Source organism: Ruegeria sp. AN6, assembly GCF_056540425.1.
Genome location: NZ_JBQFWR010000019.1, coordinates 34,773 through 56,306 on the forward strand (window position 1 = coordinate 34,773; position 21,534 = coordinate 56,306).

A 21,534-nucleotide genomic window follows, 5' to 3' on the forward strand; every position below is an offset into this window, starting at 1 on the left:
GCAACAAGCGGTTGATTCAATGCCGCAAAAACTGCTCAGACCAATCGCAGTCCAAAACACCCACAACACCTCGCGCCCCTCTTCCCCCGGACCACATCACCTGCCATAATGGGGGAAACTCAAAAACAAGAGCAGCCCCCATGCCCGACGATCTGTTGACACCAGAAGCGACCACAACTTATGACGCCTCGTCCATTGAGGTGCTCGAAGGGCTGGAACCGGTTCGAAAACGGCCCGGCATGTATATCGGTGGTACCGACGAGCGTGCCTTGCACCATATGGTGGCTGAAATCCTAGACAACTCGATGGACGAAGCCGTAGCGGGCCACGCCAACCGGATCGAGGTCGAACTGCATTCCGATTACGCCCTGACCGTACGCGACAACGGGCGTGGCATTCCGATCGACCCGCACCCCAAGTTCCCCAACAAATCGGCGCTTGAAGTCATCCTTTGCACCCTGCACGCGGGCGGAAAATTCTCGGGCAAGGCTTATCAGACCTCGGGCGGTCTGCACGGCGTGGGCGCGTCGGTGGTCAATGCATTGTCGGATTCTATGGTCGTTCAAGTGGCGCGCGACAAGCAGCTGTTCGAACAACGCTTTTCACGTGGTATCCCACTGGGTCCTGTGGAAAAGGTCGGCGCGGCGCCCAACCGGCGCGGCACCACCGTTACCTTCCATGCGGACGCCGAGATTTTCGGCCATCACAAGTTCAAACCCGCGCGCTTGTTCAAATCCATCCGCTCCAAGGCCTACCTGTTCTCGGGCGTCGAAATCCGCTGGAAATCTGCCATCGATGACGGTGAAACGCCAACCGAGGCCACATTCCACTTCCCCGGCGGGCTCTCTGACTATCTGAAAGAAACCATGAATGGCTCGTCCACCTATGCCGAGCAACCCTTTGCTGGCACCGTGGATTTTCAGGAGAAGTTCGGCACCCCTGGCAAAGTCGAATGGGCGATCAACTGGACACCCTCGCGCGACGGGTTCATCCAGTCCTACTGTAACACCGTCCCCACCCCCGAAGGCGGAACGCACGTGGCCGGGTTCTGGGCTGCGGTCCTCAAAGGGATCAAGGCCTATGGCGAGCTAATCAACAATAAGAAGGCCGGTCAGATCACCCGTGACGACCTGATCACCGGCGGCTGCGCATTGGTGTCCTGCTTTATCTCGGAACCGGAATTCGTCGGCCAAACCAAAGACCGTCTGGCCACGGTCGAGGCGCAAAGGTTGGTCGAAAACTCGGTCCGCGACCATTTCGACAACTGGCTGGCGGCTGATACGAAATCCGCCGGGGCGATCCTCGACTTCCTCATCCTGAGGGCCGAAGAACGCCTGCGCCGACGGGCCGAGAAGGAAACACAACGCAAGTCCGCCACTAAGAAACTTCGTCTCCCCGGCAAGTTGGTGGACTGTTCCAGTTCAACACGGGACGGCACTGAATTATTCATCGTCGAGGGTGACTCGGCGGGCGGTTCCGCCAAAATGGGCCGTGATCGTAAGACACAGGCCCTGCTGCCCCTGCGCGGCAAGATTCTGAACGTGCTGGGCGCGGCCAGTTCGAAACTGGGCACCAATGCCGAGATTAACGACCTGACGCAGGCGCTGGGTGTGGGCCTTGGCACCAAGTTCAATGTCGACGACCTGCGCTATGACAAGATCATCATCATGACCGACGCGGATGTGGACGGGGCACATATCGCCTCGCTGCTGATGACGTTCTTCTTCACCCAGATGCGCCCGATGATCGACGCGGGCCACCTGTATCTGGCCTGCCCTCCCCTCTATCGCCTGACCCAAGGCGCCAAACGCGTCTATTGTCTGGACGAGGCCGAGCGCGACGAATGGCTTGAGAAAGGTCTGGGCGGCAAAGGCAAGATCGACGTCTCGCGCTTCAAGGGTCTTGGAGAAATGGACGCCAAGGACCTGAAAGAGACCACGATGGATCCCACCTCGCGCAAACTGATCCGCGTCACCATCGACGAGGACGAACCCGGCGAGACCGGCGATCTGGTTGAGCGCTTGATGGGCAAGAAACCCGAACTGCGGTTCCAGTATATTCAGGAGAACGCGCGGTTTGTGGAGGAGTTGGATGTTTGAGTTCAACGGATAACCAACTGCTTGAAAGTGCAAAATTTTTTGCCGCAGAAGCAATACGGAATGCCCTCGATGCGAACGCCAAAGACGCTTCACGTTGGCCGCTTGCTCTCCTTCATGTGGTAACTAGCTTGGAACACGCTGCTAAAGCGCTATTGGCTAAGCAGCATCCGATTTTTGTACGCGAAAAGATGGATGCAGATGACCGTAGCGTAGGTCTTCAATCCGCTTTTCAAAGGCTGCAAGTTCGAGAAATCTACGGTCTTCACGTAAGCGACAAAGATCGAAAGCGAGTTGCGAGCGCGATAAAGATCAGAAACGGGATCGCTCACGGTTTGAACACCTCCAATCCCAGTGCCACGGAAGCTAAATTTTTTGAAGTTTTCGCCTACCTGCGAGACTTTTTTCAGTTCCATCTTAACATCAAAGTACTTGATCTTGTCGACCCGAGTTCTGCTGGACAACTCTTGTCAATTGGGAAGCAAATTCAAGAGATCGAGAAAAGAGCGCTTGATAATGCGCAAAATGAAGATGCAACATGGCTGTGCCCTGATTGTAGCAAAGACTTTTTGGTGGGCCGCGAAGACAAGTTTCTTTGCCTGTTTTGCCACTGGGAAGAACCTCACTTCTCTTGCGAACGCTGCAGCAGCCCCCTCCCAGAACATGAAACTTTCGAAACTCAAGAATTGTTTGAATGGGAATTTGACGAAGGTCGCGCGATCGTTGTGAATGACTTTGAAACAAGCGAACGGAAGGTATGCGAACCTTGTTTTGATGAGCTTCAGAAAGAGGTCGAAGACGTAAGACGCGATCTTGCAATTTTGGAGGCTGAAGAAGAGTATCACTACTATATGGAACGCGCTCTGCACAAAGACCCGTATTAAGTTTTGGATCGTCGCTAGCTTTCGCAAATTGAAAACCGAATTTAAGTGATGCCACATAAGGGAATAGCAGACTTAGGTTGGGTGTAAGCACCCATCCTACTTCGTCACCACTCTCGCATGCGCCGATGCGGGCGGAGTTGATGCGTGCATGACACTTCCTATCATGCGATGGATGAAGAACGCTGGCTTTCCCCACACCCCGTAGGCCGGGCTTCAGCCCGGCACACCGCAACCCCCTTGCCTAACCCGTTGATCTCGTTCACACTTAACCTCAAACCGTCATCCAAGAACGACATTTGAGGTTCCGAGCGTCCAAGACCCAAATAAACAACCAACAATTTTCCGAACGGGAGGACGACATGAAAACACTAACCCTCGGGCTTGCCCTGACCCTGCTGGCCACGGCAGCCCCCGCGCAGCAGATGCTCAGCACCGCATCGCCCATACCGGACGGCGCCGAGACGCGGTTTTGCTATTATGACGGTATGGCCTATTCGCCCGACGCCTTCATCTTGCTAACCGGCGACAATACCGTCACCTCAACCATCAGCACGCGCGAGGAAAGGTTGCTGCGGTGTCATCGCAATGACGATGGCTCTCTGGTCTGGAAACCGCAGAGCACGTTTCAAACCAACAACTGATGTAGGATGGGTTTCCAACCCATCAAAGCGTACCGGGAGCGATGGGGTAAAACCCCATCCTACCCCAGCTTCTGATCCAGCCAATCGGCGATCTGTCCGGCTGGGCCTTCCCAGCCCGGTTCCATGAACAGAAAATGCGCGTGGTTCTCGACGGGCAGAAACGTCGCGCGATCTCCGTAAAGCTTCGCCAGCGCGCGGCAGGTGTTGGGGTTCACGGCCCGATCCTCGGTACCTGAAACGATCAGCACCGGGCAGTCGACCTTGTCGATATCCACCTTCATTGCGTGGTGATCGTCGAACATCCAAAAGAACATCTCGAACATCACCCGCCCGCTTTCCGGGCCGAGTTGGTCGAAGACCTCATGCTGCTGCGCCTCGGGCATCTTGTTCAGCGCAAAGGGGGCCATCAGGTCGAAATCGACGCGCATGGGCTGTTTCCAGAACGCCCCACCCTCCATCAGCGCGCGCGGCACGGCGCGTTCGTCGTCAGTTTCAGGCAAGGTTCCCCAAGCCGCGTTCGGGTTGATCAGGACAATGGCGCTGGCCAAACCGCGAGTGGCCACCTGTTGTGCTACTACGCCCGCGATGGCATGGCCCAGCAGCACCGGTTTGCTGTCCAAACCCTGAACGAATTCAGCTATGTCATTGGCGTAATCCAAGACGCTGGTTTCGGTTAGGCCCGGATCGGGTTCGGCGTTAGGGTCGCCGCCATGATACCGCAACGCAGGCGTGTGTACCGACCAGCCGCGTGCGCGAAAGAACTCCGCGTAATTCTGCATGCACCACGGCCCGGCAAAAGCTCCGTGGATCAGAACAATCTCTTTTGTCATGAAAAACTCCCTCACCTGTGACCAATATGTGAGGTGAAGGACGAGGTCTTCAAGCCCGTTACTGCACTGCGTTCAAAGGACTGGGGTATTGGAAACACTTGGATGAATGCGTCTCGCAGGCCCATATTGGTAGATTGTGTGCCTGACAAAGCGTCGCGCCTGGTGTCACAGGATCAAAAAATTCGTCCAGTTTGATCTAGAAAATTCGACGAAAATTTTTTGCGCAGTTGCGACCGGCCCGCTCGCTCGCGGACCGGTCGAGTTGGGTCAGCCGTAGCGGTAGGGCCGACCGGCCTTTTGCATTTCGGCGTTATATTTCTTGAAGATTTCAACAACCTTGGCCTTGGTCTCGGATTCAGCTGCAATCTCATCCCAGAATTTGACAGCCGCTTCTTCGACCTGCGCCCATTCGGCATCTGGAATTGTGGTCAGTTGCATCTTGGTGCCATTGACGCGAAGGTTGGCTTCACCACCCCAATACCACCACTGGCGATAATAGTGCGACTGATCACAGCAAGCGCGGAACAACGTCTGCAAGTCTTCGGGCAGTTCGTTCCAACGGTCCATATTGGCAAAGAAGTGACCCGCCCAGGCGCCTGATACGTTGTTGGTCAGGAAGTAGTTGGTCACATCGGCCCAACCGACGGTGTAGTCTTCGGTAATGCCTGACCACGCGATGCCGTCCAGCTCTCCGGTTTGCACCGCGACTTCGATGTCTTCCCACGGCAGGGTCACAGGAACCACGCCGAACTGCGACAGGAACCGGCCCGCCGTCGGGAAGGTGAAGATGCGCTTGCCCTTCATATCCTCCAACGAGTTGATCGGATCCTTAGTGGCAAAGTGGCAGGGGTCCCACGCGCCGGCACTGATGTGTTTCACGCCGACCTTGGAATACTCCTCATCCCAGATCTCGTTCAGGCCCCACTGGTTGAACAGAACCGGCACATCCAGCGAATAGCGCGAGGCAAATGGGAAATAGCCGCCGAAAACAGTGACCTCGGTGGGTGAAGCCATCGAGTCATCATCCGACTGCACCGCATCGATGGTGCCCTTCTGCATGGCACGGAACAGCTCTCCGGTGGGCACAAGCTGATCGGCGTAGAACAACTCGATCTGCATTCGGTCACCGGCGATCTTGTTGAACATCTCGATGGCTGGATCGATCACATGGGCCGCAAGCGCTGGCCCTGCATAGGTCTGCATTCGCCATGTAATCGTACTTTGCGCAAGCGCCGGTGCGGCCAAAGGTGCAGCTGCAACCCCCACCCCAGCAGTTTTGAGAAACTTACGTCTTGTCGTCATGTCAATTTCCTCTCCGTTAAAGTTCAAGTGCCCGTTTGCCGGGCCTTCTGGTTAATTTCCGTAAACATATCCGGGCAGCCAAAGCGCTATTTCCGGGAAGATCATGATTATCGCGAGCGCCAGAACCATTACGCCCACAAAAGGAAAGATCGAGCGATAGATATCGCGAAGCGTAATCTCGGGCGGGGCCATCGCTCGCATCAGGAACAGATTGTAGCCGAATGGCGGCGTCATATAGGCGATCTGGGTCGTGATCGTATAAAGCACGCCGTACCAGATCAGATCAAAACCCAATGCCCCCACTAGCGGTACATAAAGCGGAGCAACGATGACGAGCATCGCGGTATCATCGAGGAACGTGCCCATTACGATAAAGCTGAGCTGCATCAGGATCAGGATCATCCATGGTGAAAGATTGAGTTGTTCGGTGAACAGATTGTCGATGGCCTTAACTGCACCCAATCCATCAAATACGGCTCCAAATCCCAGTGCGGCCAGAATGATCCACATGAACATGCAGGATATGGCCAGCGTTTGCTTGGTGCAGTCTTCAAAGATTTTCCACGTCATCCGGCGTTTGAGAACCGAGGCCGCTAAAGCCGCCAGCGCCCCGATCGCTGAACTTTCAACAAGCGAGGTCCAGCCATTGACGAAGGGGATCATCATGGACGCGAAGATAATCAGCGGCAGAGCGCCTGCCCCCAACAACCGGATTTTTTCGGCCCGAGGCACTTCGTGCGCGTCCTCCATCGCAGGGCCGAGCTGAGGTTGAATGCGACAGCGTATCCATATGTAGAGGATGAACATTGACGCCATCAGCAGCCCGGGCACAATACCGGCCAACCACAGCTGACCCACAGGTTGCCGCGCGATCATGGCATAGAGCACTAGAACCACGGAAGGCGGCACGAGAATCCCCAGGCTCGATCCGGCTTGAATGACCCCGGTCACCATAGTCTTGTCGTATCCGCGCCGCAAAAGCTCGGGCAAAGCAATTGTCGCCCCAATGGCCATTCCGGCGACACTGAGGCCGTTCATAGCAGAAACCAGAACCATCAGCCCGATTGTACCGATCGCAAGGCCTCCGTTCACCGGCCCCATCCAAACGTGAAACATGCGATAGAGGTCGTCAGCCAGGCGGCTTTCGCTCAGAACATAACCCATGAAGATAAACATCGGAAGCGTGAGCAGCGGATACCACTTCATCAGTTTCATCGCGGCCGAAAAGGGGATATCCTGCCCGCCTGTTCCCCACAGTGCCAGCGCCGCAATCGCCGAAACTGCGCCGATGGCCCCGAAAACGCGCTGACCTGTAAACAGCATCAGCATCATTGAGGCAAACATGAAAATGGCGATATATTCCTGACTCATGCCCGGCTGACCCCGATTTCCTGCCCGTTGATCCGTGCGATGTCTTTGAAGAGTTCAGAAATTGCTTGCAGCAGCATAAGAAAGAAGCCGAACACCATAATTGCCTTGACTGGCCAGATATAGGGCCTCCATGCAGTCGATGAGCGTTCAAGTCTCCCGATCTCTTCACTGCCGGTCAGAAGGCCTGTGAAATAGGAAACCGGTTCATCGCCCCAATAGCCGAGGCTGTAGGCGGTCGAACCAAGTCCACCATAGAACAGCACGCCAAGATATAGGATCAGTAACAACACCGTGCAGGCGTCGAACCAAGCTTTCCGGCGCGGGCTCCAATTGTGATAAAACAGATCCATCCGGACGTTCGAACCCAATTGGATCGAGTACGGACCTCCTATGATGTAGTAGGTCACCATTGCAAACTGCGCCATTTCCAGCGTCCAGAGCGATGGCAGAAAGAACGTTTTCGAGATCGAGGACCACAGCAAAATACCCATCATCACAAACAGGCCCCACATCATGACCCGCCCGATCCGATAGTTCACCGCATCAACGATGCGCACATATGCGGCCATCATTTTCATTGCCGCGCGCCCTCGCTTTGGATCGCGCTCATCGTGTTTTCGATCCAGTGCACCAGATCATCAGCAATCGCTTGTTGTTGCTCAGGCGTCTCGATCAGATCATTGCGAATTTCGATCATGACGTTCAGCAAACCTCTTGGTTTCGCGTGAACATCCAGCGTATGTGCTACGCCGTCGCGGGCTGAGTATGGCTCATTGAGGCGCGTCTTCAGCGGCAGCTCTGCAGGGGTCTTTTCCAGCATTTTCAACGCAAAGCGCTCGTCTTCGCCATGCAATAAGCCCAATTCGACAGTCCGTTTCTGTCCCCGATACACGGGCGTAAAGCTATGTATTGTCACCATCAACTCAAGCGTTTCGCGATGACGATCCAACATTCCTGCAAGTTCCAAACAAAATGGCTTATAGACCTCTTCGACTCTGGCCTTGCGATCAGCGTCAGACAGGGAGGCGTTGCCTGGAATGGCGAAATCCTCGCTGTTAGCAGGCATCGCATCGTCGGCTTCAGGTGGCCGATTACAGTCATAAACAAGCCGCGAAACGCCTCCGTAGATCAATGAAGCAGACATTTGTCGTGCCATAGCCTGCGCGACAGGCAAAGCACCCGGATCCCATGCGATATGGCTGCGCAAAGCATCCGCGTTTAGACCCAAGTCCCTCAATTCTTTGGGAATCCGGCACGATGCATGTTCACAAACCACGATGACCGATGGGCTGTCCGCCGGTTCGCGTGCGTGAACAACTGATCCAAAATCCAGATGCCCGATCGGCGAAAGATTGTTGTGCGATTCCATGGGGAAAAATTTCTACACCCAGCCTTAACCTGTCAATAATTTTCCTGTAAAACATCCCACACAACCGTTTCAGATGTCAAATATTGCACATTAGATGGTGGATAACCAAAGAGGATGTAATCCGTGCGCGTAACTGAAAGACTCCTTGCCCATCGCGAAACGATGACCCCATCGGAGCGGCAATTGGTGAATGTGCTGCTGGATGATTATCCAATGGCAGGTCTTGGCAGCATTACGGAACTTGCAAGCATCGCCTCGGTTTCAACCACGACAGTCGCGCGTATGCTGCAGAAAACCGGATTTGTCGGCTATCCTCAGTTTCAGGCCGCTATCCGCAGCGAAGTGAAAGAGATGATCTCGGGTCCCGTTGCCAAGCGGGATGTCTGGCAAAATGATCTGCCAGAGGAACATATCCTAAACCGCTATTCCCGGCAGGCGTTGGACAACCAACGGCGTTCAATCGACGAGGTGGCTCCGGAAGAATTCGACAGCTTTTGCCGCCTATTGTGCGATCCGGATCGACGCATTTTCATAACCGGAGGACGCATTACCGGGACGCTGGCGCAGTATCTATATCTGCACCTGCAAATGATACGGCCCGACGTGAAACTGCTATCAGATGCGGCCTCCTGGACCCATGATCTGCTTGAGGTGCGTGAAGGGGACGTGTTGGTGGCCTTGGATGTGCGGCGGTACGAAAACACCACGCTGCTGATCGGACAGCTTTGCCATGAACGAGGCGCCGAGGTCGTGCTGCTGACGGATCAATGGCGTTCGCCGATCCATCGGCTGGCAAAGCACACATTTGCAGCGCGTATCGCGGTTCCGTCTGCGTGGGATTCCATGGCCTCGATCCTGGTACTGTTGGAATGTGTGATCGCCGAAATGCAAGAACGTCTGTGGGACAGCGTGAAAGAACGTACGGAAGAGCTTGAGCAGGCATTCGACAGGACCAAACTGTTCCGCAAATTCGGTCAGAGCTCGGGATCCTGACGCCTTTTTCGTGGTGTCATGAGATACAACTGCGCGTGAACACTATTGTCTGAACGACCTCAGACCGTACATTCTGTACACATGACATTTATTGCCGACAATCAACTACCGTTGCTTATTCTTTCGTTTCTGATCGGCCTATTGGGAACCGGCTTCTTATTCCGGAAGCCAGCGGGACATCGAGCCTGGAAACTGGCAGATCTTGTCTGGGTGGTTTTGGGCGGGATCGGCGCATTGGTCGCCGTACTGGCGGGGCTCTATACATCAGACAGCTCACGATTGGATCGGCAAATTGACGTAGCTTATGCTGCAACTCTGGCCTTCGACCGCGACGCAGCACGCTTTCGACTGCGGTTTTGCGACCCGGCATATGATCCCGATACCGCCGTTTTGTGTGAAAAGGTGGAATTCTTGTCTGCCTCGACCGCCAGCAATGCCGATTTACCGCTCTTTATTGCGGTCACAAACGAAGTTGCACCGCTGCAAGGGCTGCATTTCCTGTTTGGCCGGACATCAAAGGACGAGATGGAAGAGGCTCGCGATATGGCCGCTAAGGCCGATGCTTTTGATATCCAGCAGTTTCTAGTGTTCACCTCTCTGGATGAAACCACGCAAGCCGCAGTTGACAACATGCGCCGCAAAGTACCTGCCATCGCAGGCGACTACCTGATCCTCGCCCAGAGCTATGACGATCTGATTGATCAGGTGGGCAAATTGAAGGAGGAATGGGAATATCTGCAGGCCAATGCGCATATTCTGGTCTTACAGATCATCGCCCTATGTCTGGTCAGTTTTGCGGCCCCGTTTCGCCTCGGCAAGTCCATTGTTGAACTGCGCACCGCCTTTATCCCCGATACGCCTTTGCCAACTTCGCCGGATCAGCCCCAAGAAAATAGCGCGCCAATGTCCAGAGATTCCGCGCACCCCGCCGAAACCAGCCCTGACGGATATAGCGTTCCGCATTCGTAACCGCATTCGCTTTTAACAGCACCGAGCGCGGCAGGGCGCGAACCAGGGCGACATCTTCCATCAATGGCTGATCCGGATACCCACCCGCCGACAGATAGGTCTGGCGCTGGACCAACAGTCCCTGATCGCCGTAAGGCAACCCGAACAGGCGGCTGCGCAAATTCGCCCAGCCAGCAACCCAGAGTGGGGCCACGCCCTTGGCGCGGAACCGCAAACGAAAGGCCGCAGGTTGGCCTGTGTTCAGATGCTCTGCAACCGCTGCGGTCCAGCCCGGTTGCAACTCGGTATCCGCGTGCAGGATCAGCAACCAGTCAGCCTTGGCCTCAGCGCATCCCCTCCGCAATTGCCCGCCGCGTGATGGGGCGCCTGACACGATCCTGGCCCCTGCCTCATCAGCGATCTCTAGCGTGTGATCATCCGAACCAGCATCGCTGACGATCAACTCGCGGATCAGTCCCTGTTGCAGACCTTCCATCAGCGATTGCAGTGTACTTGGCAGCTCCTGCCCTGCATTCAATGTCGGGATCACGATGCTGATTGGGGCGGACACGTCTGATACCCTCTGGTCATGGCGGCGCGTTCTCCTATATCACGAGGCCAGACCAAATGACGAGGATCAACCCATGCCCAATCGCCGCATTCTGCGCCTGACCGGCAAGGATACTGACAGCTTTCTGCAAGGGCTGATCACAAATGACGTACAGCGGATGAATGAGGGGTTGGTCTACGCTGCCCTGCTGACCCCGCAGGGCAAGTATCTGGCTGATTTCTTTTTGAAACGGGACGGATCATCGATTCTGCTGGACGTGGCAGAGGATCTGGCCGACGCGCTGAATAAGCGCCTGACGATGTACAAGCTGCGTGCTGATGTTGCGATCGAAGCGACCGACCTCAATCTGCAGCGCGGCACAGGCCCCGCACCAGAAGGCGCCCTGCCCGATCCGAGGCATCCCGATCTTGGCTGGCGCGGCTATTCTTCGGCACCGGAAGACGAAGATGGTACAGACTGGGATGCGATCCGCGTCCGTCATTGCATTCCAGAGACAAATATCGAACTAACGCCAGACAGCTACATACTTGAAGCCGGTTTCGAAGCCCTGAATGGCCTCGACTTCAAAAAAGGTTGCTATGTTGGCCAGGAAGTCACCGCGCGCATGAAGCACAAAACCGAACTGCGCAAAGGCTTGCGTGTTGTTGAAATTACGGGCGCTGCACCGATCGGAACCGAGATACAGTCTGGTGGAAAGCCCGCCGGAACTTTGTTTACGCAATCCAATGGCAAAGCAATTGCCTATCTGCGCCTTGACCGCGCCCAAGGGGACATGCTGGCGGGCGATGCGATCGTGCGTTTGACCGACTAACCCCACGGATAGCCTCGCGCCACGTTTTCGCTGGAACCCATCGCGCTGCGCGGTAACACTGGCGCCGGAACTGCAAGAGGGATGTAAAAGATGTTCCGGCTGTATCGGGCAATCTGGCGGGCCAGTGCGGGCCGGCAAGTTATACTTATCCTGCTGTCATTGGCAGTTGCAGCGCTAGCTGCAGTTCCGCTGAAATTTCAGCGCGACATCATCAACCATCTGACTTCGGCAGATGTCGGGGTTGAGCGATTGTTGACATTAGGCGCTGGCATGATGGCTGTCATTTTGCTGAGCCTTGCCCTGAAATGGGTGCTGGGCTACCGGGCGGGCACTTTGGGCGAGGACCTGATCCGCATGATCCGTCAACGCCTGTTGGTGCGCGCAGCTGACCTCAACCAAACCGGAGAATCCTTTCGTAAAGGAACCATGAGCACTGCCGTCTCTGCCGAGGCTGAAGAGCTTGGTAAATTTGCAGGCGGCGCCTTTTCCGACCCCGTTGTTCAGATCGGAACGTTGATCAGTGTGATTGGCTATATCTCATCCACACAACCCGGCCTGGGTCTGATCGCGTTTTCGATGATCGTTCCGCAAATCATTATTGTTCTGGTCTCGCAACGGCGCGTGAACGTCTTTGTCGCCGAACGGGTCCGTATCCTGCGCAATTCGACCGACCGTTTGACGACCGAAGATATCGAGGCTGTATCTACAGATATCGAGGCACTGTTTGATGACATTTACGAAACACGCCGTCGCATGTTCATCTGGAAATTATCTGCCAAATTCTTGCTGAGCGTCATCAACGGTGCCGGGACGGTTGGCATCTTGATGCTCGGCGGATGGCTGGTTTTGCAGGGGCGTACGGACGTCGGCACCGTGGTTGCTGCCACCAGCGGGCTAACACGCATACAAGGTCCAACCGCATTCCTAATCGCATTCTATCGCCAAGTCAGTGCCAATCGCATCAAGTTCGAATTGATGCTTGAACTGTTCGGTCCAGACCCCGAGCGATACCGGCGACCGCGCAACAAAAAAGACCGCACCTGAAGGATGCGGTCTTTCGAATGTGGTTGGAACAAGCTTAGGCGCGCTCGGAATATTCCATCGTTTCTGTATTCACGATGATCATTTCATCCTGACCAATAAACGGTGGAACCATGACCTTGACGCCATTATCCAAGATTGCAGGTTTGAACGAGTTTGCAGCGGTTTGCCCTTTGACGACCGGTTCGGTCTCAACAATCTTGCAGGTCACCTTTTGCGGCAGCGTCGCATTCAACGCCTCGCTCTCGTAGAATTCGACAACAATGGTCATGCCGTCCTGCAGAAACGGGCGGCGCTCACCCAGCAATTCCGACGGCAGCTCGATCTGTTCGTATGTCTCAGAATCCATGAACACCAACATGCCATCGGATTCGTACAGGAACTGCTGATCTTTTTGCTCAAGCCGTACGCGCTCAACCTTGTCCGCAGAACGAAAGCGTTCGTTCAGTTTTGAGCCATTGCGCAGGTTGCGCAGTTCGACCTGTGCAAAAGCACCGCCTTTACCGGGCTTTACGTGATCCACTTTAACAGCCGCCCACAGCCCATCGTTATGCTCAAGCACATTGCCGGGGCGAATTTCGTTCCCATTTATCTTGGGCATGACTTAAATCCTTCACAAACGGTTGATGCGTCAGTTGTTGTCCCTATATCTGGCGTGACCACACCTGACAAGACAACGAAACCTAGTGCTGCACATGCAGCGAGCCATGCAAATGACGCAACGTAGTTATGCGATTTAGGTGTATCCGAATCGCATGTAATAGGTCATAAGGACCGTCACGCCGAAAATTGCAAGAGCAAGAAAAACAGGAAAAACGAGATGAGAGATTTCGTTGACGGCACTGCCTTCAATAACGAACAAGGCAATCGTGCACGCAAACTTTTCGCAGCCGTTGTACTGGCTGCTCTGGATGATGCCATCGCTGACGACAAGAAATACGGCAATGGGCCAGAACAAATTGCCCGCTGGGCCCGTTCGCGCGATGGTCGCGAAGTACTGTCCTGCGCCGGTATCGACCCCAATGAGCGGGTTGTTGGTGGATTGATGGAATTCGTCGGTCGCGGCGTCCGGACTTCGGTGGCTCTGTCACGCGAAGAAAGCGAACGCCGGAATGCGGCTCAGCAGGCCGAAGCGGCCTGATTGAACCCCGCATCCGATTGAAAAAACGCGCCCTGACGACGGGGCGCGTTTTTCTTTGGCCAGACTAAAAGTACATTATCCATTGCCTTACAACCCAGAGCTCGGCCGCAAGAAAAACAGCAAAAAAGAGCTTAGCCCCTATCGAAAGGCCGCGTTGCCACAACACCGCATAGGCCGCCAAACACACCGCCATGGATATGGGCGCGACCCACATGGCTTGATGCGTGCTGTCCCAATAGCTGATGGGACTGTCGAAGACCCAAGAACTGAGCGGCCAGAATTGTGGCCGACCATCTCCTGCGTGCAAAAAGAAATCCATCACCAAGTGCAGCAGCCCTGCGGACGCACCTATGGTCAATAGGTGCCAACCTAGCCACAGCCCTAGGCCAAGCGCTGTTCCCCACACAAAGAACGAGTTGTCGACGGAGAACACCGTTTGCCAGGCTGGCGAAAAGTAAAGCTGGTCGAATACAACCTGTGCCGGGATGTTCAGAATATACAGCGAGGCACTTGCCATCACATATAACGATAAATCCGGCAACACCGATCCAAGTAACGCTGCCCATAGCGCGGCTCCTTGGGCTGGGAGTGCAAAAGTGGCGGCGCCGATCAAAAGATGCGCAGGTGTGTTCATAGGGGGCTTTTCCTTTGCCCTTAAATCAGTTCATCTGCGCGTCAACATAGGAGACAGGCCATGGCGCGGTCCATCATGATTCAAGGCACCGGTAGCAATGTCGGAAAATCGGTTTTGGTGGCCGGACTGGCACGCGCATATACCCGACGCGGGCTGAGGGTTGCTCCGTTCAAACCGCAGAACATGTCAAACAACGCCGCTGTTACTGAAAACGGTGGAGAAATCGGGCGTGCGCAGGCCCTGCAGGCGCGGGCGGCGAAACGGCCGACGCATACCGACATGAACCCGATCCTGTTGAAACCAGAAACCGACACAGGCGCGCAAATCATCCTTCAGGGCAAGCGCGCAGGCACAATGAAAGCGGGCGACTATCGCAAAGATAAATCCAAGCTTCTGGGTGCGGCTTTGGAAAGCTTCGGCCGGCTGTGCAGCGATGCCGATTTGATGCTGATCGAGGGCGCAGGCAGCCCAGCTGAGACCAATTTGCGCATGGGTGATATTGCCAATATGGGATTTGCGTGTGCCGCTGACGTTCCGGTTGTTCTGGTCGGCGATATCCATCGTGGCGGAGTGATCGCCCAAATCGTTGGAACACAGGCAGTCCTGGACGCAAGGGATCTCGAGATGATCCGAGGCTTTGCCATAAATCGGTTCAAAGGCGACGTGTCCCTATTTGACGATGGTCGCGATGACATCGCGGCCCGGACCGGTTGGCCCTGCATCGGCGTGGTGCCCTGGTTTCACGATGCATGGAAGCTGCCTGCCGAGGATATGATGGACATTCGCTCTCACGCGGGCGGTGCGTGCAAGATCGTTGTGCCTCAGCTAGAGCGGATGGCCAATTTTGATGATCTTGACCCGCTTTCGGCAGAACCCGGTGTGACGGTCGAGATCATTCCTGCCGGCCGCCCCCTGCCCGGCGATGCCGATCTGGTGTTGCTGCCCGGCAGCAAATCCACGATTGGCGATCTGGCCTATTTCCGGGCGCAAGGCTGGGACATAGACTTGTATGCCCATGTCCGTCGGGGAGGACATGTTCTGGGCCTTTGCGGCGGATATCAGATGCTGGGAAAAACCATCGCGGATCCGGATGGCGTAGACGGTCGCCCGGGTCACGTCGAAGGTTTGGGGCTGCTGGATGTCACCACCACCATGGCCGGTGAAAAGCAGGTTACATTGCGATCAGCGACCGCCCTACCCGGTAAGGAACCCGTCAGCGGTTATGAAATCCATATGGGTAGGACCGACGGTCCGGATTGCGCTCGCGCGTGGCTGCAGGTCGGGGGGAGGCCAGAAGGTGCTGCCAGCGCCAACGGTCGCATACGCGGCAGCTATCTGCATGGGATTTTTACATCAGACGCGTTTCGCGCAAACTATCTGTCCGAATTGGGCGTTGTATCAGAAAACGCCTATGAAGACGGCGTCGAACAGGTTTTGGACGACCTTGCCGACCATCTTGAGCGGCACATGGATTTAGACCTGCTTCTCTCGATGGCGCAGACACCAAATCGGGGCTGAGGATTAGTCTCGATCCCCAGCGGCCAACGCCCGCACAATTTCGCGCCGAACCATCTTGCGCAGGTTCTTAGTAATCCGCTCGCCCAATGCGCCTTGCAGCTCTTCTCGGACGATCTGCGCAACAAGCTCGCGCAACTGCTGCTCCTCAAACACCGCACCGGTGGGCTTTGGTGTCAGATCCGCTTTTACCGAAGGATCGCGTATGAACACGGCCTCTGTTTTGGGCTCTGTGTCAGGTTGTGCGACCTTAGACTGCGCAAATCCCTTGCCCACTGGCCACTCGACAGCCTTTGTCTTTGTACCAGAGTACTCATCGTCGCTTTCACCATCCGGTTCCCACTGATCTTCAGTCCGGGCGATCGCGGCTTCCAAGGCTTCGATTTTTGCGCTCAAACTCCCCGCAAGGTCACGCTTTGGTTCTCCGGTGCTGACCTCTGTATCTTTGGCAGGCACAACATCGTTGGGCTGCAAACGCATCGGTTCGTCTGGGTTGTCAGGCGTATTCGCCGCCTGTCTTTCTGCCTCATCGCCTGCGTTGTTATGAGGCATCAAATTCAGAGGTGCCCGCTTCTTGGCAATCAGCGGTTCCTCGCTGACGCGCAGGGCGTCGGTCAAAACCAACCGTCCAGGCTTGGACGCCGGGGGCGAAGGGACAAAGATAAATTCCGATTCGCCACTGGCGTCTTCGTCGACCATTCGTTTAACCGACGAGAGAACGTCCTGAATATTGGCGTTTACAACACGATCCGACATATTTTTCTACCGCTCTAACCTTGGTTCGATTGTAGCCAATCAAAACCATCGCCACAACAGGTAGCGATACTGTTTAATCCCGGCGCAATGCCTTGAGCACCCGATCCAAATCGCGGCTTTGCTTGCTAACCTGCGATGGCGCCTTTTTGACGAGGTTGTAATACAAGGTCGGGTCATAAATCTGCACCGCCAGCCCCAATCGTTCTGCCGTCAACAAACCCTGCGCCTGCAGCAACTCATACGCAGCACGAGACCGCTCGGTCCGAGACGCAACTTCAGCCAACTGTGCGTCCAACAAATCCTGCTGAGCGTTCAGAACATCCAAAGTTGTACGCGCACCTAGCGTCGCTTCTTCGCGGATACCGTCAAAGGCAACTTGCGAGGCGCGAACACGCTCGGTCGAAGCCCGCAAGCTGGCCGTAGCGGCCTGAAATGCTGCATAGCGATCCGCAACTCCTTGCGTGATGTTTTTCTGTACATTCAGCAAATTCGCGCGAGACGCGTCACGCGTTGCCATCGCCCGACGCACTGCAGCCGCCAGACCACCGCCAGCATAGATCGGTTGATTGAAATTCAACGAGATCGTTGCATCGTTGATATAGTCGTCGTTGTCATAGCTCTCGGTAATACCTGCATCAGCATTCAAGCTGACATTCGGTCCAAGATTAGCTCGCTGTTGCTGTACGATCAGATCCAGCGCGCGAACCTGATGCTGCGCCGAAAGGATAGCCGGGTGGTTACGCTGCGCCAGATTGACAGCATCGGATTCCGAACGCGGCAGATTTGGCAACCTCGGCTGGCCAGCCGTCCTTCCGGGCGTTTTGCCAACTGCATTTACGTATTCAGCCTGCGCAATGCTCAGATTACCACGGGCAACGGCCAAATCCGCTTGCGAACTGGCCAACTGTGCCTCGGACAGCGCGACGTCAGTACGTGTCACTTCACCAACCTCGAAACGGTCTTGCGAGGCACGGAGTTCCTCGGCCGACACTTCCACGTTGTTTTGGCGGATCGCGACAGTTTCTTCCTGCAGCAATACACCTAAATAAGCATTCGCTGCACGATTTAGGATTTGCTGTTCGATATCGATCAAAGACTGACGCGTGGAAAGAACGGTTTCCTGCGCCGATTGCTTGCCCAGAACCGAAGCGCCGCCGTCATAGATCAACTGGCTAAGCGTAAGGCCCGAGAAAAAACTGGAGGGTTCGTTCGTATTGATTAGGCCGCTTGTACTGGTCCGCGTGTAGTCGCTGCTAACACGCACTGTCCAATTGATGATGGGACGTAATGCAGACAGCGCAATTGCGACGTCTTCATCCGCTGCCCGCAGCAACGCACGGTTCTGTTCGAGCAGACCGCTGGTATTATACGCACCGATAAACGCATCTGTCAGATTGTCAGCCCAAACTGACCGTCCGGGTATTGCACTAAACGCAATACCAGCAGCCAAAGTGAGACCTTTGAGCAGCTTTCCTGTCGTCGTCCCGCGCATTACCAAATCCTCTCAAATCGAAATTACGCAACCACCGGAGCAGTTTGCGCTGGTGTTTTCAAGTAATCAAGGCATCAAAATACTTCTATTGCCAACTATAGCGAAAATGCACACTCAGCGCAAAACGCGGGCAAAACCGGAGCGCTGGCATTAAACGCATAGCGCCACGAAATCCGGCCTGCAGCCTTAATACCTACCCGCACAGTCCCAAGACTGCCCTCCATGAACAGGCAGACGATCCGTCCACCATCCTTGAGCTGATCCAGCAGCGTGGCGGGCAACTGCTCAACACCGCCCTGAACCAAGATTACATCATAAGGGCCATGCTCAACGGCCCCCATTTCGAGAGGACCTGTGTGAACAATTGCATTATCTGCATCGGCTTCCATCAGAAGTGTCTGCGCTTCTGCCGCCAAATCGTCTTCGGATTCCACAGCCACGACCAACTCAGCCATTTGCGCCACTATCGCAGTCGAATAGCCCAATCCAGGTGCAATATCCAAAACCACTTCATCGTTGGAAATATTCACTACATCCAACATCTTGGCCAAAGTTCTGGGCTCCAGTAGGCAACGCCCGCCTCCCAATTCAATCAGATCGCCGACATAGGCTGCCTCGCGCTGCGAATCCGGCACGAAATTTTCACGTGCCACTGACTGCATCGCATCAATGATCGGGAATTTTGTCACATCCGACGGCCTGACTTGAGTATCAACCATCGTAAGACGCCGGGCTGCGAAATCTGTCATTTGATCGCTCAATCCTTGTCATTCTGCTTATTGGCTTGTGCCACATCCGTCTGCCAGCAGCAACGGCTCAGGCGGCAAATTCGGGCGCGGCAAAATGATCTTATCAGAGCGCTTCGGAATTTAGTACAAGAGCTGAAACAATCGCGCTCAAAGCTCTGGACGTTCACTCAGAAAGCTGTTAGAACGCCGACCATACCACAGCAAGTATTTGATATTGCTTGAAAAGGCGAGTTGGCGGAGTGGTGACGCAGCGGATTGCAAATCCGTGTACACCGGTTCGATTCCGGTACTCGCCTCCATTTCATTTCAAGCAGTTACCACAATGTTTCGGTCCAAGTTGAAGTAACGATGGGGCCGCTATGGGGCCCGGTTCTAGATTTTCATTAAAAAACTGGTTGAACCGGGCGGTTTTGTCGGACCTTCAACTCCTAAATGACAGGAGACAAGACGGATAAGACGAGAAGTAAATTTAACTCAGAGATGCGCGGCGCACCCGACCTAAAATGCTCTGTGTCGCTCTGAAAGGCATCGAGATCGATGTCAAGAAGGCGAATTGTTTTGGCGTTTGTCATTGCCTGCTCTTTTTGAAGTGTTGATCAAGCCAGCGACCTAGAAGCTGGCCCGCATTTGTTGATCACTGCTTAACTTGCGGTCAGCTACAGGGACCTGCGATGTTCTGCCTGCAGATGTCTTGGCATTGTAGAATCTCCGAATATCGTCATACGTTGCCGAAATGATGAATAAGGCACCAGATTTGAAATCCTCCCTATGGGATGCAGCTAATACGCTTAGAGGTTCGGCCGTCGATAGAACTGATTGGAAAGGCTACATTCTTCCGCTCCTTTTCTTCAAGCGCATTTCTGACGTTTGGGATGAGGAGACAGCCGAAGCACAGGAGATTTACGGCGAGGCCGATCCTTCGCTGTTCCCAGAAATACACCGCTTTGTCGTCCCCGAAGGGTGTCACTGGAACGATGTTCGTGAAACGGCGACGAATGTCGGGGCCGCGCTTCATCGCGTGATGCAGGAGATCGAGCGGGCCAACCCCGACACGCTATTCCGCGTTTTCGGCACCGCCGACTGGGGCAACAAGGAGAAGTTCTCGGACGAGCTGCTCAAAGACTTGATTGAGGGCTTTTCCGATGTTGGGCTCGGCAACAAGGAAGTGAGTACGGATGTCCTCGGCGATGCTTATGAATACCTGATCGGCAAGTTCGCCGACGTGACCCGTCGCAACAAGGCCGGCGAATTCTACACTCCGCGCAGCGTCGTGCGGATGATGGTATAGATTCTAGAACCCCAGGAAGGTGAGAGCATCTACGACCCCGCCTGCGGAACAGGTGGCATGCTGCTGGGCGCGATCGAGCACGTCATGCGCAATGGCGGCGACCCGAGAACCTTCTACGGTAAGATTTACGGCCAAGAGAAGAACCTCACCACCTCCGCTATCGCGCGCATGAACCTAGTCTTGCACGGGATTGAGGATTTCCACATCGCCCGCGAGGACACGCTCCGCAGTCCCGCCTTCACCGACTCGAGCACGAGCGGCATCGCCACCTTCGACTGCGTTATCGCGAACCCCCCGTTCTCGCTGAAGGAATGGGGTCGCGAGCTTTGGGAGGCTGATCCGTGGGGCCGAGCCCAATACGGCATTCCGCCAGAAAGCTACGGCGACTATGCTTTCGTTCAGCACATGATCGCATCCATGGCGCCAGCCGGGAACAGCCGGATGGCCGTTGTCCTGCCGCAGGGAGCCCTATTCCGGAAGTCGGCCGAGGGGACCATCCGTCAAGCGCTGCTCGAGAACGACATGATCGAGGCCGTCATCGGCCTCGCTCCGAACTTGTTTTACGGCACTCAGCTGGCCGGCTGCGTGGTCGTGCTCCGGCGCAAAAAGCAAGCCGAGCGCAAGAACAAGGTCCTGATTATCGACGCGTCGAGCCTGTTCCGCAAAGGCCGCGCACAGAACTTCTTGGACCAGGAGCATAGCAACCAGATCGTCGACTGGTATCGCGCCTTCGAGGATGTCGAAGATCGCGCCAAGGTCGCTACCATTGATGAAATCAAGAAGGAAGGCTGGACACTCAACATCTCCCGTTACGTTCTACCGCCCATCGGCGAGGACATCCCTCCACTCCCCGAGGCCGTCGAGGCCTTTAAGACCGCCCTTGCCGACGCGCGAACGTCCGAGGAACACTTGCGCAAGGTGCTGACTGAGGGAGGTTGGCTCTGATGTTCTTGACTTCGGACACATTTGTGGAACGACAAAAGAGAATTCGCTCATTCGATAGTAATGACGTCTTCATCGGGGTGCTTCTGGCAACAATGGATTTCGAATGGACCCTCCGCAGAGCGATCATTGCGTTGGGTTACCAGAAAAACACAACAAT

Annotated in this window: 19 protein-coding genes, 1 tRNA gene and 2 pseudogenes; 11 read left to right on the forward strand and 11 right to left on the reverse strand. The window is 55.2% G+C overall.

Features of this window, described 5'->3' with window-relative positions; translation table 11 throughout:
* The first annotated feature begins 140 nt into the window (after positions 1-140).
* The 3 genes from parE (at position 141) to ACR0MQ_RS20390 (ending at position 3,621) form a co-directional block, all read left to right on the forward strand.
* Positions 141-2,099, forward strand: a complete 1,959-nt coding sequence (gene parE / locus ACR0MQ_RS20380) for a DNA topoisomerase IV subunit B (RefSeq protein ID WP_480610425.1) — start codon at positions 141-143, stop codon at positions 2,097-2,099.
* Positions 2,096-2,980, forward strand: a complete 885-nt coding sequence (locus ACR0MQ_RS20385; protein ID WP_480610428.1) for a hypothetical protein — start codon at positions 2,096-2,098, stop codon at positions 2,978-2,980. Before parE ends, ACR0MQ_RS20385 begins: the two co-directional genes overlap by 4 nt.
* Positions 2,981-3,339: 359 nt before the next feature.
* Entirely contained in the window at positions 3,340-3,621 is a 282-nt protein-coding gene (locus ACR0MQ_RS20390) for a hypothetical protein (RefSeq protein ID WP_170538886.1), read from the forward strand.
* Between the two features lie 59 nt (positions 3,622-3,680).
* On the opposite strand, the gene ACR0MQ_RS20395 is transcribed toward ACR0MQ_RS20390, so the two are convergent.
* The 5 genes from ACR0MQ_RS20395 to ACR0MQ_RS20415 all read right to left on the reverse strand — a co-directional run bounded on the left by ACR0MQ_RS20395 (position 3,681) and on the right by ACR0MQ_RS20415 (position 8,493).
* The gene (locus ACR0MQ_RS20395; protein WP_170770267.1) at positions 3,681-4,451 is read right to left on the reverse strand and encodes an alpha/beta fold hydrolase; all 771 of its coding nucleotides are present in this window, start codon (positions 4,449-4,451) and stop codon (positions 3,681-3,683) included.
* A gap of 267 nt (positions 4,452-4,718) precedes the next feature.
* On the reverse strand, positions 4,719-5,753 hold the full coding sequence (locus ACR0MQ_RS20400) for a TRAP transporter substrate-binding protein (RefSeq protein ID WP_010439065.1): 1,035 nt from the start codon (positions 5,751-5,753) through the stop codon (positions 4,719-4,721).
* A gap of 51 nt (positions 5,754-5,804) precedes the next feature.
* A complete protein-coding gene (locus ACR0MQ_RS20405) occupies positions 5,805-7,124 on the reverse strand; it encodes a TRAP transporter large permease (protein WP_010439063.1) in 1,320 nt (439 codons plus the stop codon).
* Entirely contained in the window at positions 7,121-7,702 is a 582-nt protein-coding gene (locus tag ACR0MQ_RS20410) for a TRAP transporter small permease subunit (protein WP_010439060.1), read from the reverse strand. The genes ACR0MQ_RS20405 and ACR0MQ_RS20410 overlap by 4 nt, the downstream gene beginning before the upstream one ends.
* Entirely contained in the window at positions 7,699-8,493 is a 795-nt protein-coding gene (locus tag ACR0MQ_RS20415) for an N-formylglutamate amidohydrolase (RefSeq protein ID WP_480610431.1), read from the reverse strand. The genes ACR0MQ_RS20410 and ACR0MQ_RS20415 overlap by 4 nt, the downstream gene beginning before the upstream one ends.
* Before the next feature lie 123 nt (positions 8,494-8,616).
* On the opposite strand from ACR0MQ_RS20415, the gene ACR0MQ_RS20420 reads away from it, so the two are divergent.
* Both ACR0MQ_RS20420 and ACR0MQ_RS20425 read left to right on the forward strand, forming a co-directional pair.
* A complete protein-coding gene (locus ACR0MQ_RS20420; RefSeq protein WP_029621737.1) occupies positions 8,617-9,486 on the forward strand; it encodes a MurR/RpiR family transcriptional regulator in 870 nt (289 codons plus the stop codon).
* Positions 9,487-9,567: 81 nt separating this feature from the next.
* Positions 9,568-10,323, forward strand: a pseudogene (locus ACR0MQ_RS20425) (hypothetical protein); the annotation flags it as partial.
* A 7-nt stretch (positions 10,324-10,330) separates the two neighbouring features.
* Here the strand turns inward: ACR0MQ_RS20425 and ACR0MQ_RS20430 are convergent.
* The gene (locus tag ACR0MQ_RS20430) at positions 10,331-11,005 is read right to left on the reverse strand and encodes a TIGR04283 family arsenosugar biosynthesis glycosyltransferase (RefSeq protein WP_029621734.1); all 675 of its coding nucleotides are present in this window, start codon (positions 11,003-11,005) and stop codon (positions 10,331-10,333) included.
* 73 nt (positions 11,006-11,078) lie between these two features.
* Here ACR0MQ_RS20430 and ygfZ point away from each other — a divergent pair, with 73 nt between their 5' ends.
* On the forward strand, positions 11,079-11,816 hold the full coding sequence (gene ygfZ, locus ACR0MQ_RS20435) for a CAF17-like 4Fe-4S cluster assembly/insertion protein YgfZ (protein WP_170770261.1): 738 nt from the start codon (positions 11,079-11,081) through the stop codon (positions 11,814-11,816).
* Positions 11,817-11,906: 90 nt separating this feature from the next.
* Positions 11,907-12,860 (forward strand): ABC transporter transmembrane domain-containing protein, encoded by a 954-nt coding sequence (locus ACR0MQ_RS20440; protein WP_170770259.1) that lies wholly within the window; start codon positions 11,907-11,909, stop codon positions 12,858-12,860.
* 34 nt (positions 12,861-12,894) lie between these two features.
* Here the strand turns inward: ACR0MQ_RS20440 and efp are convergent, their stop codons facing one another.
* The gene (gene efp / locus ACR0MQ_RS20445; RefSeq protein WP_010439041.1) at positions 12,895-13,458 is read right to left on the reverse strand and encodes an elongation factor P; all 564 of its coding nucleotides are present in this window, start codon (positions 13,456-13,458) and stop codon (positions 12,895-12,897) included.
* Positions 13,459-13,677: 219 nt separating this feature from the next.
* Here efp and ACR0MQ_RS20450 point away from each other — a divergent pair, with 219 nt between their 5' ends.
* Entirely contained in the window at positions 13,678-13,998 is a 321-nt protein-coding gene (locus ACR0MQ_RS20450) for a DUF6280 family protein (protein ID WP_008757056.1), read from the forward strand.
* Between the two features lie 64 nt (positions 13,999-14,062).
* On the opposite strand, the gene ACR0MQ_RS20455 is transcribed toward ACR0MQ_RS20450, so the two are convergent.
* Complete coding sequence (locus ACR0MQ_RS20455; RefSeq protein ID WP_480610435.1) at positions 14,063-14,632, reverse strand: cobalamin biosynthesis protein CobQ; 570 nt, start codon at positions 14,630-14,632, stop codon at positions 14,063-14,065.
* Between the two features lie 60 nt (positions 14,633-14,692).
* Here ACR0MQ_RS20455 and ACR0MQ_RS20460 point away from each other — a divergent pair, with 60 nt between their 5' ends.
* On the forward strand, positions 14,693-16,150 hold the full coding sequence (locus ACR0MQ_RS20460; protein ID WP_480610438.1) for a cobyric acid synthase: 1,458 nt from the start codon (positions 14,693-14,695) through the stop codon (positions 16,148-16,150).
* A gap of 3 nt (positions 16,151-16,153) precedes the next feature.
* Here the strand turns inward: ACR0MQ_RS20460 and ACR0MQ_RS20465 are convergent, their stop codons facing one another.
* The 3 genes from ACR0MQ_RS20465 to ACR0MQ_RS20475 form a co-directional block, all read right to left on the reverse strand.
* Positions 16,154-16,903 (reverse strand): hypothetical protein, encoded by a 750-nt coding sequence (locus tag ACR0MQ_RS20465; RefSeq protein ID WP_480610442.1) that lies wholly within the window; start codon positions 16,901-16,903, stop codon positions 16,154-16,156.
* A gap of 73 nt (positions 16,904-16,976) precedes the next feature.
* Entirely contained in the window at positions 16,977-18,395 is a 1,419-nt protein-coding gene (locus ACR0MQ_RS20470) for a TolC family outer membrane protein (RefSeq protein ID WP_170770251.1), read from the reverse strand.
* A gap of 95 nt (positions 18,396-18,490) precedes the next feature.
* Positions 18,491-19,144 (reverse strand): protein-L-isoaspartate O-methyltransferase family protein, encoded by a 654-nt coding sequence (locus tag ACR0MQ_RS20475; protein WP_480610445.1) that lies wholly within the window; start codon positions 19,142-19,144, stop codon positions 18,491-18,493.
* Positions 19,145-19,369: 225 nt separating this feature from the next.
* On the opposite strand from ACR0MQ_RS20475, the gene ACR0MQ_RS20480 reads away from it, so the two are divergent.
* Both ACR0MQ_RS20480 and ACR0MQ_RS20485 read left to right on the forward strand, forming a co-directional pair.
* A tRNA-Cys gene (locus ACR0MQ_RS20480) sits at positions 19,370-19,443 on the forward strand.
* A gap of 437 nt (positions 19,444-19,880) precedes the next feature.
* Positions 19,881-21,377 (forward strand): annotated as a pseudogene (locus tag ACR0MQ_RS20485) (type I restriction-modification system subunit M).
* The last annotated feature ends 157 nt before the right edge of the window (positions 21,378-21,534 follow it).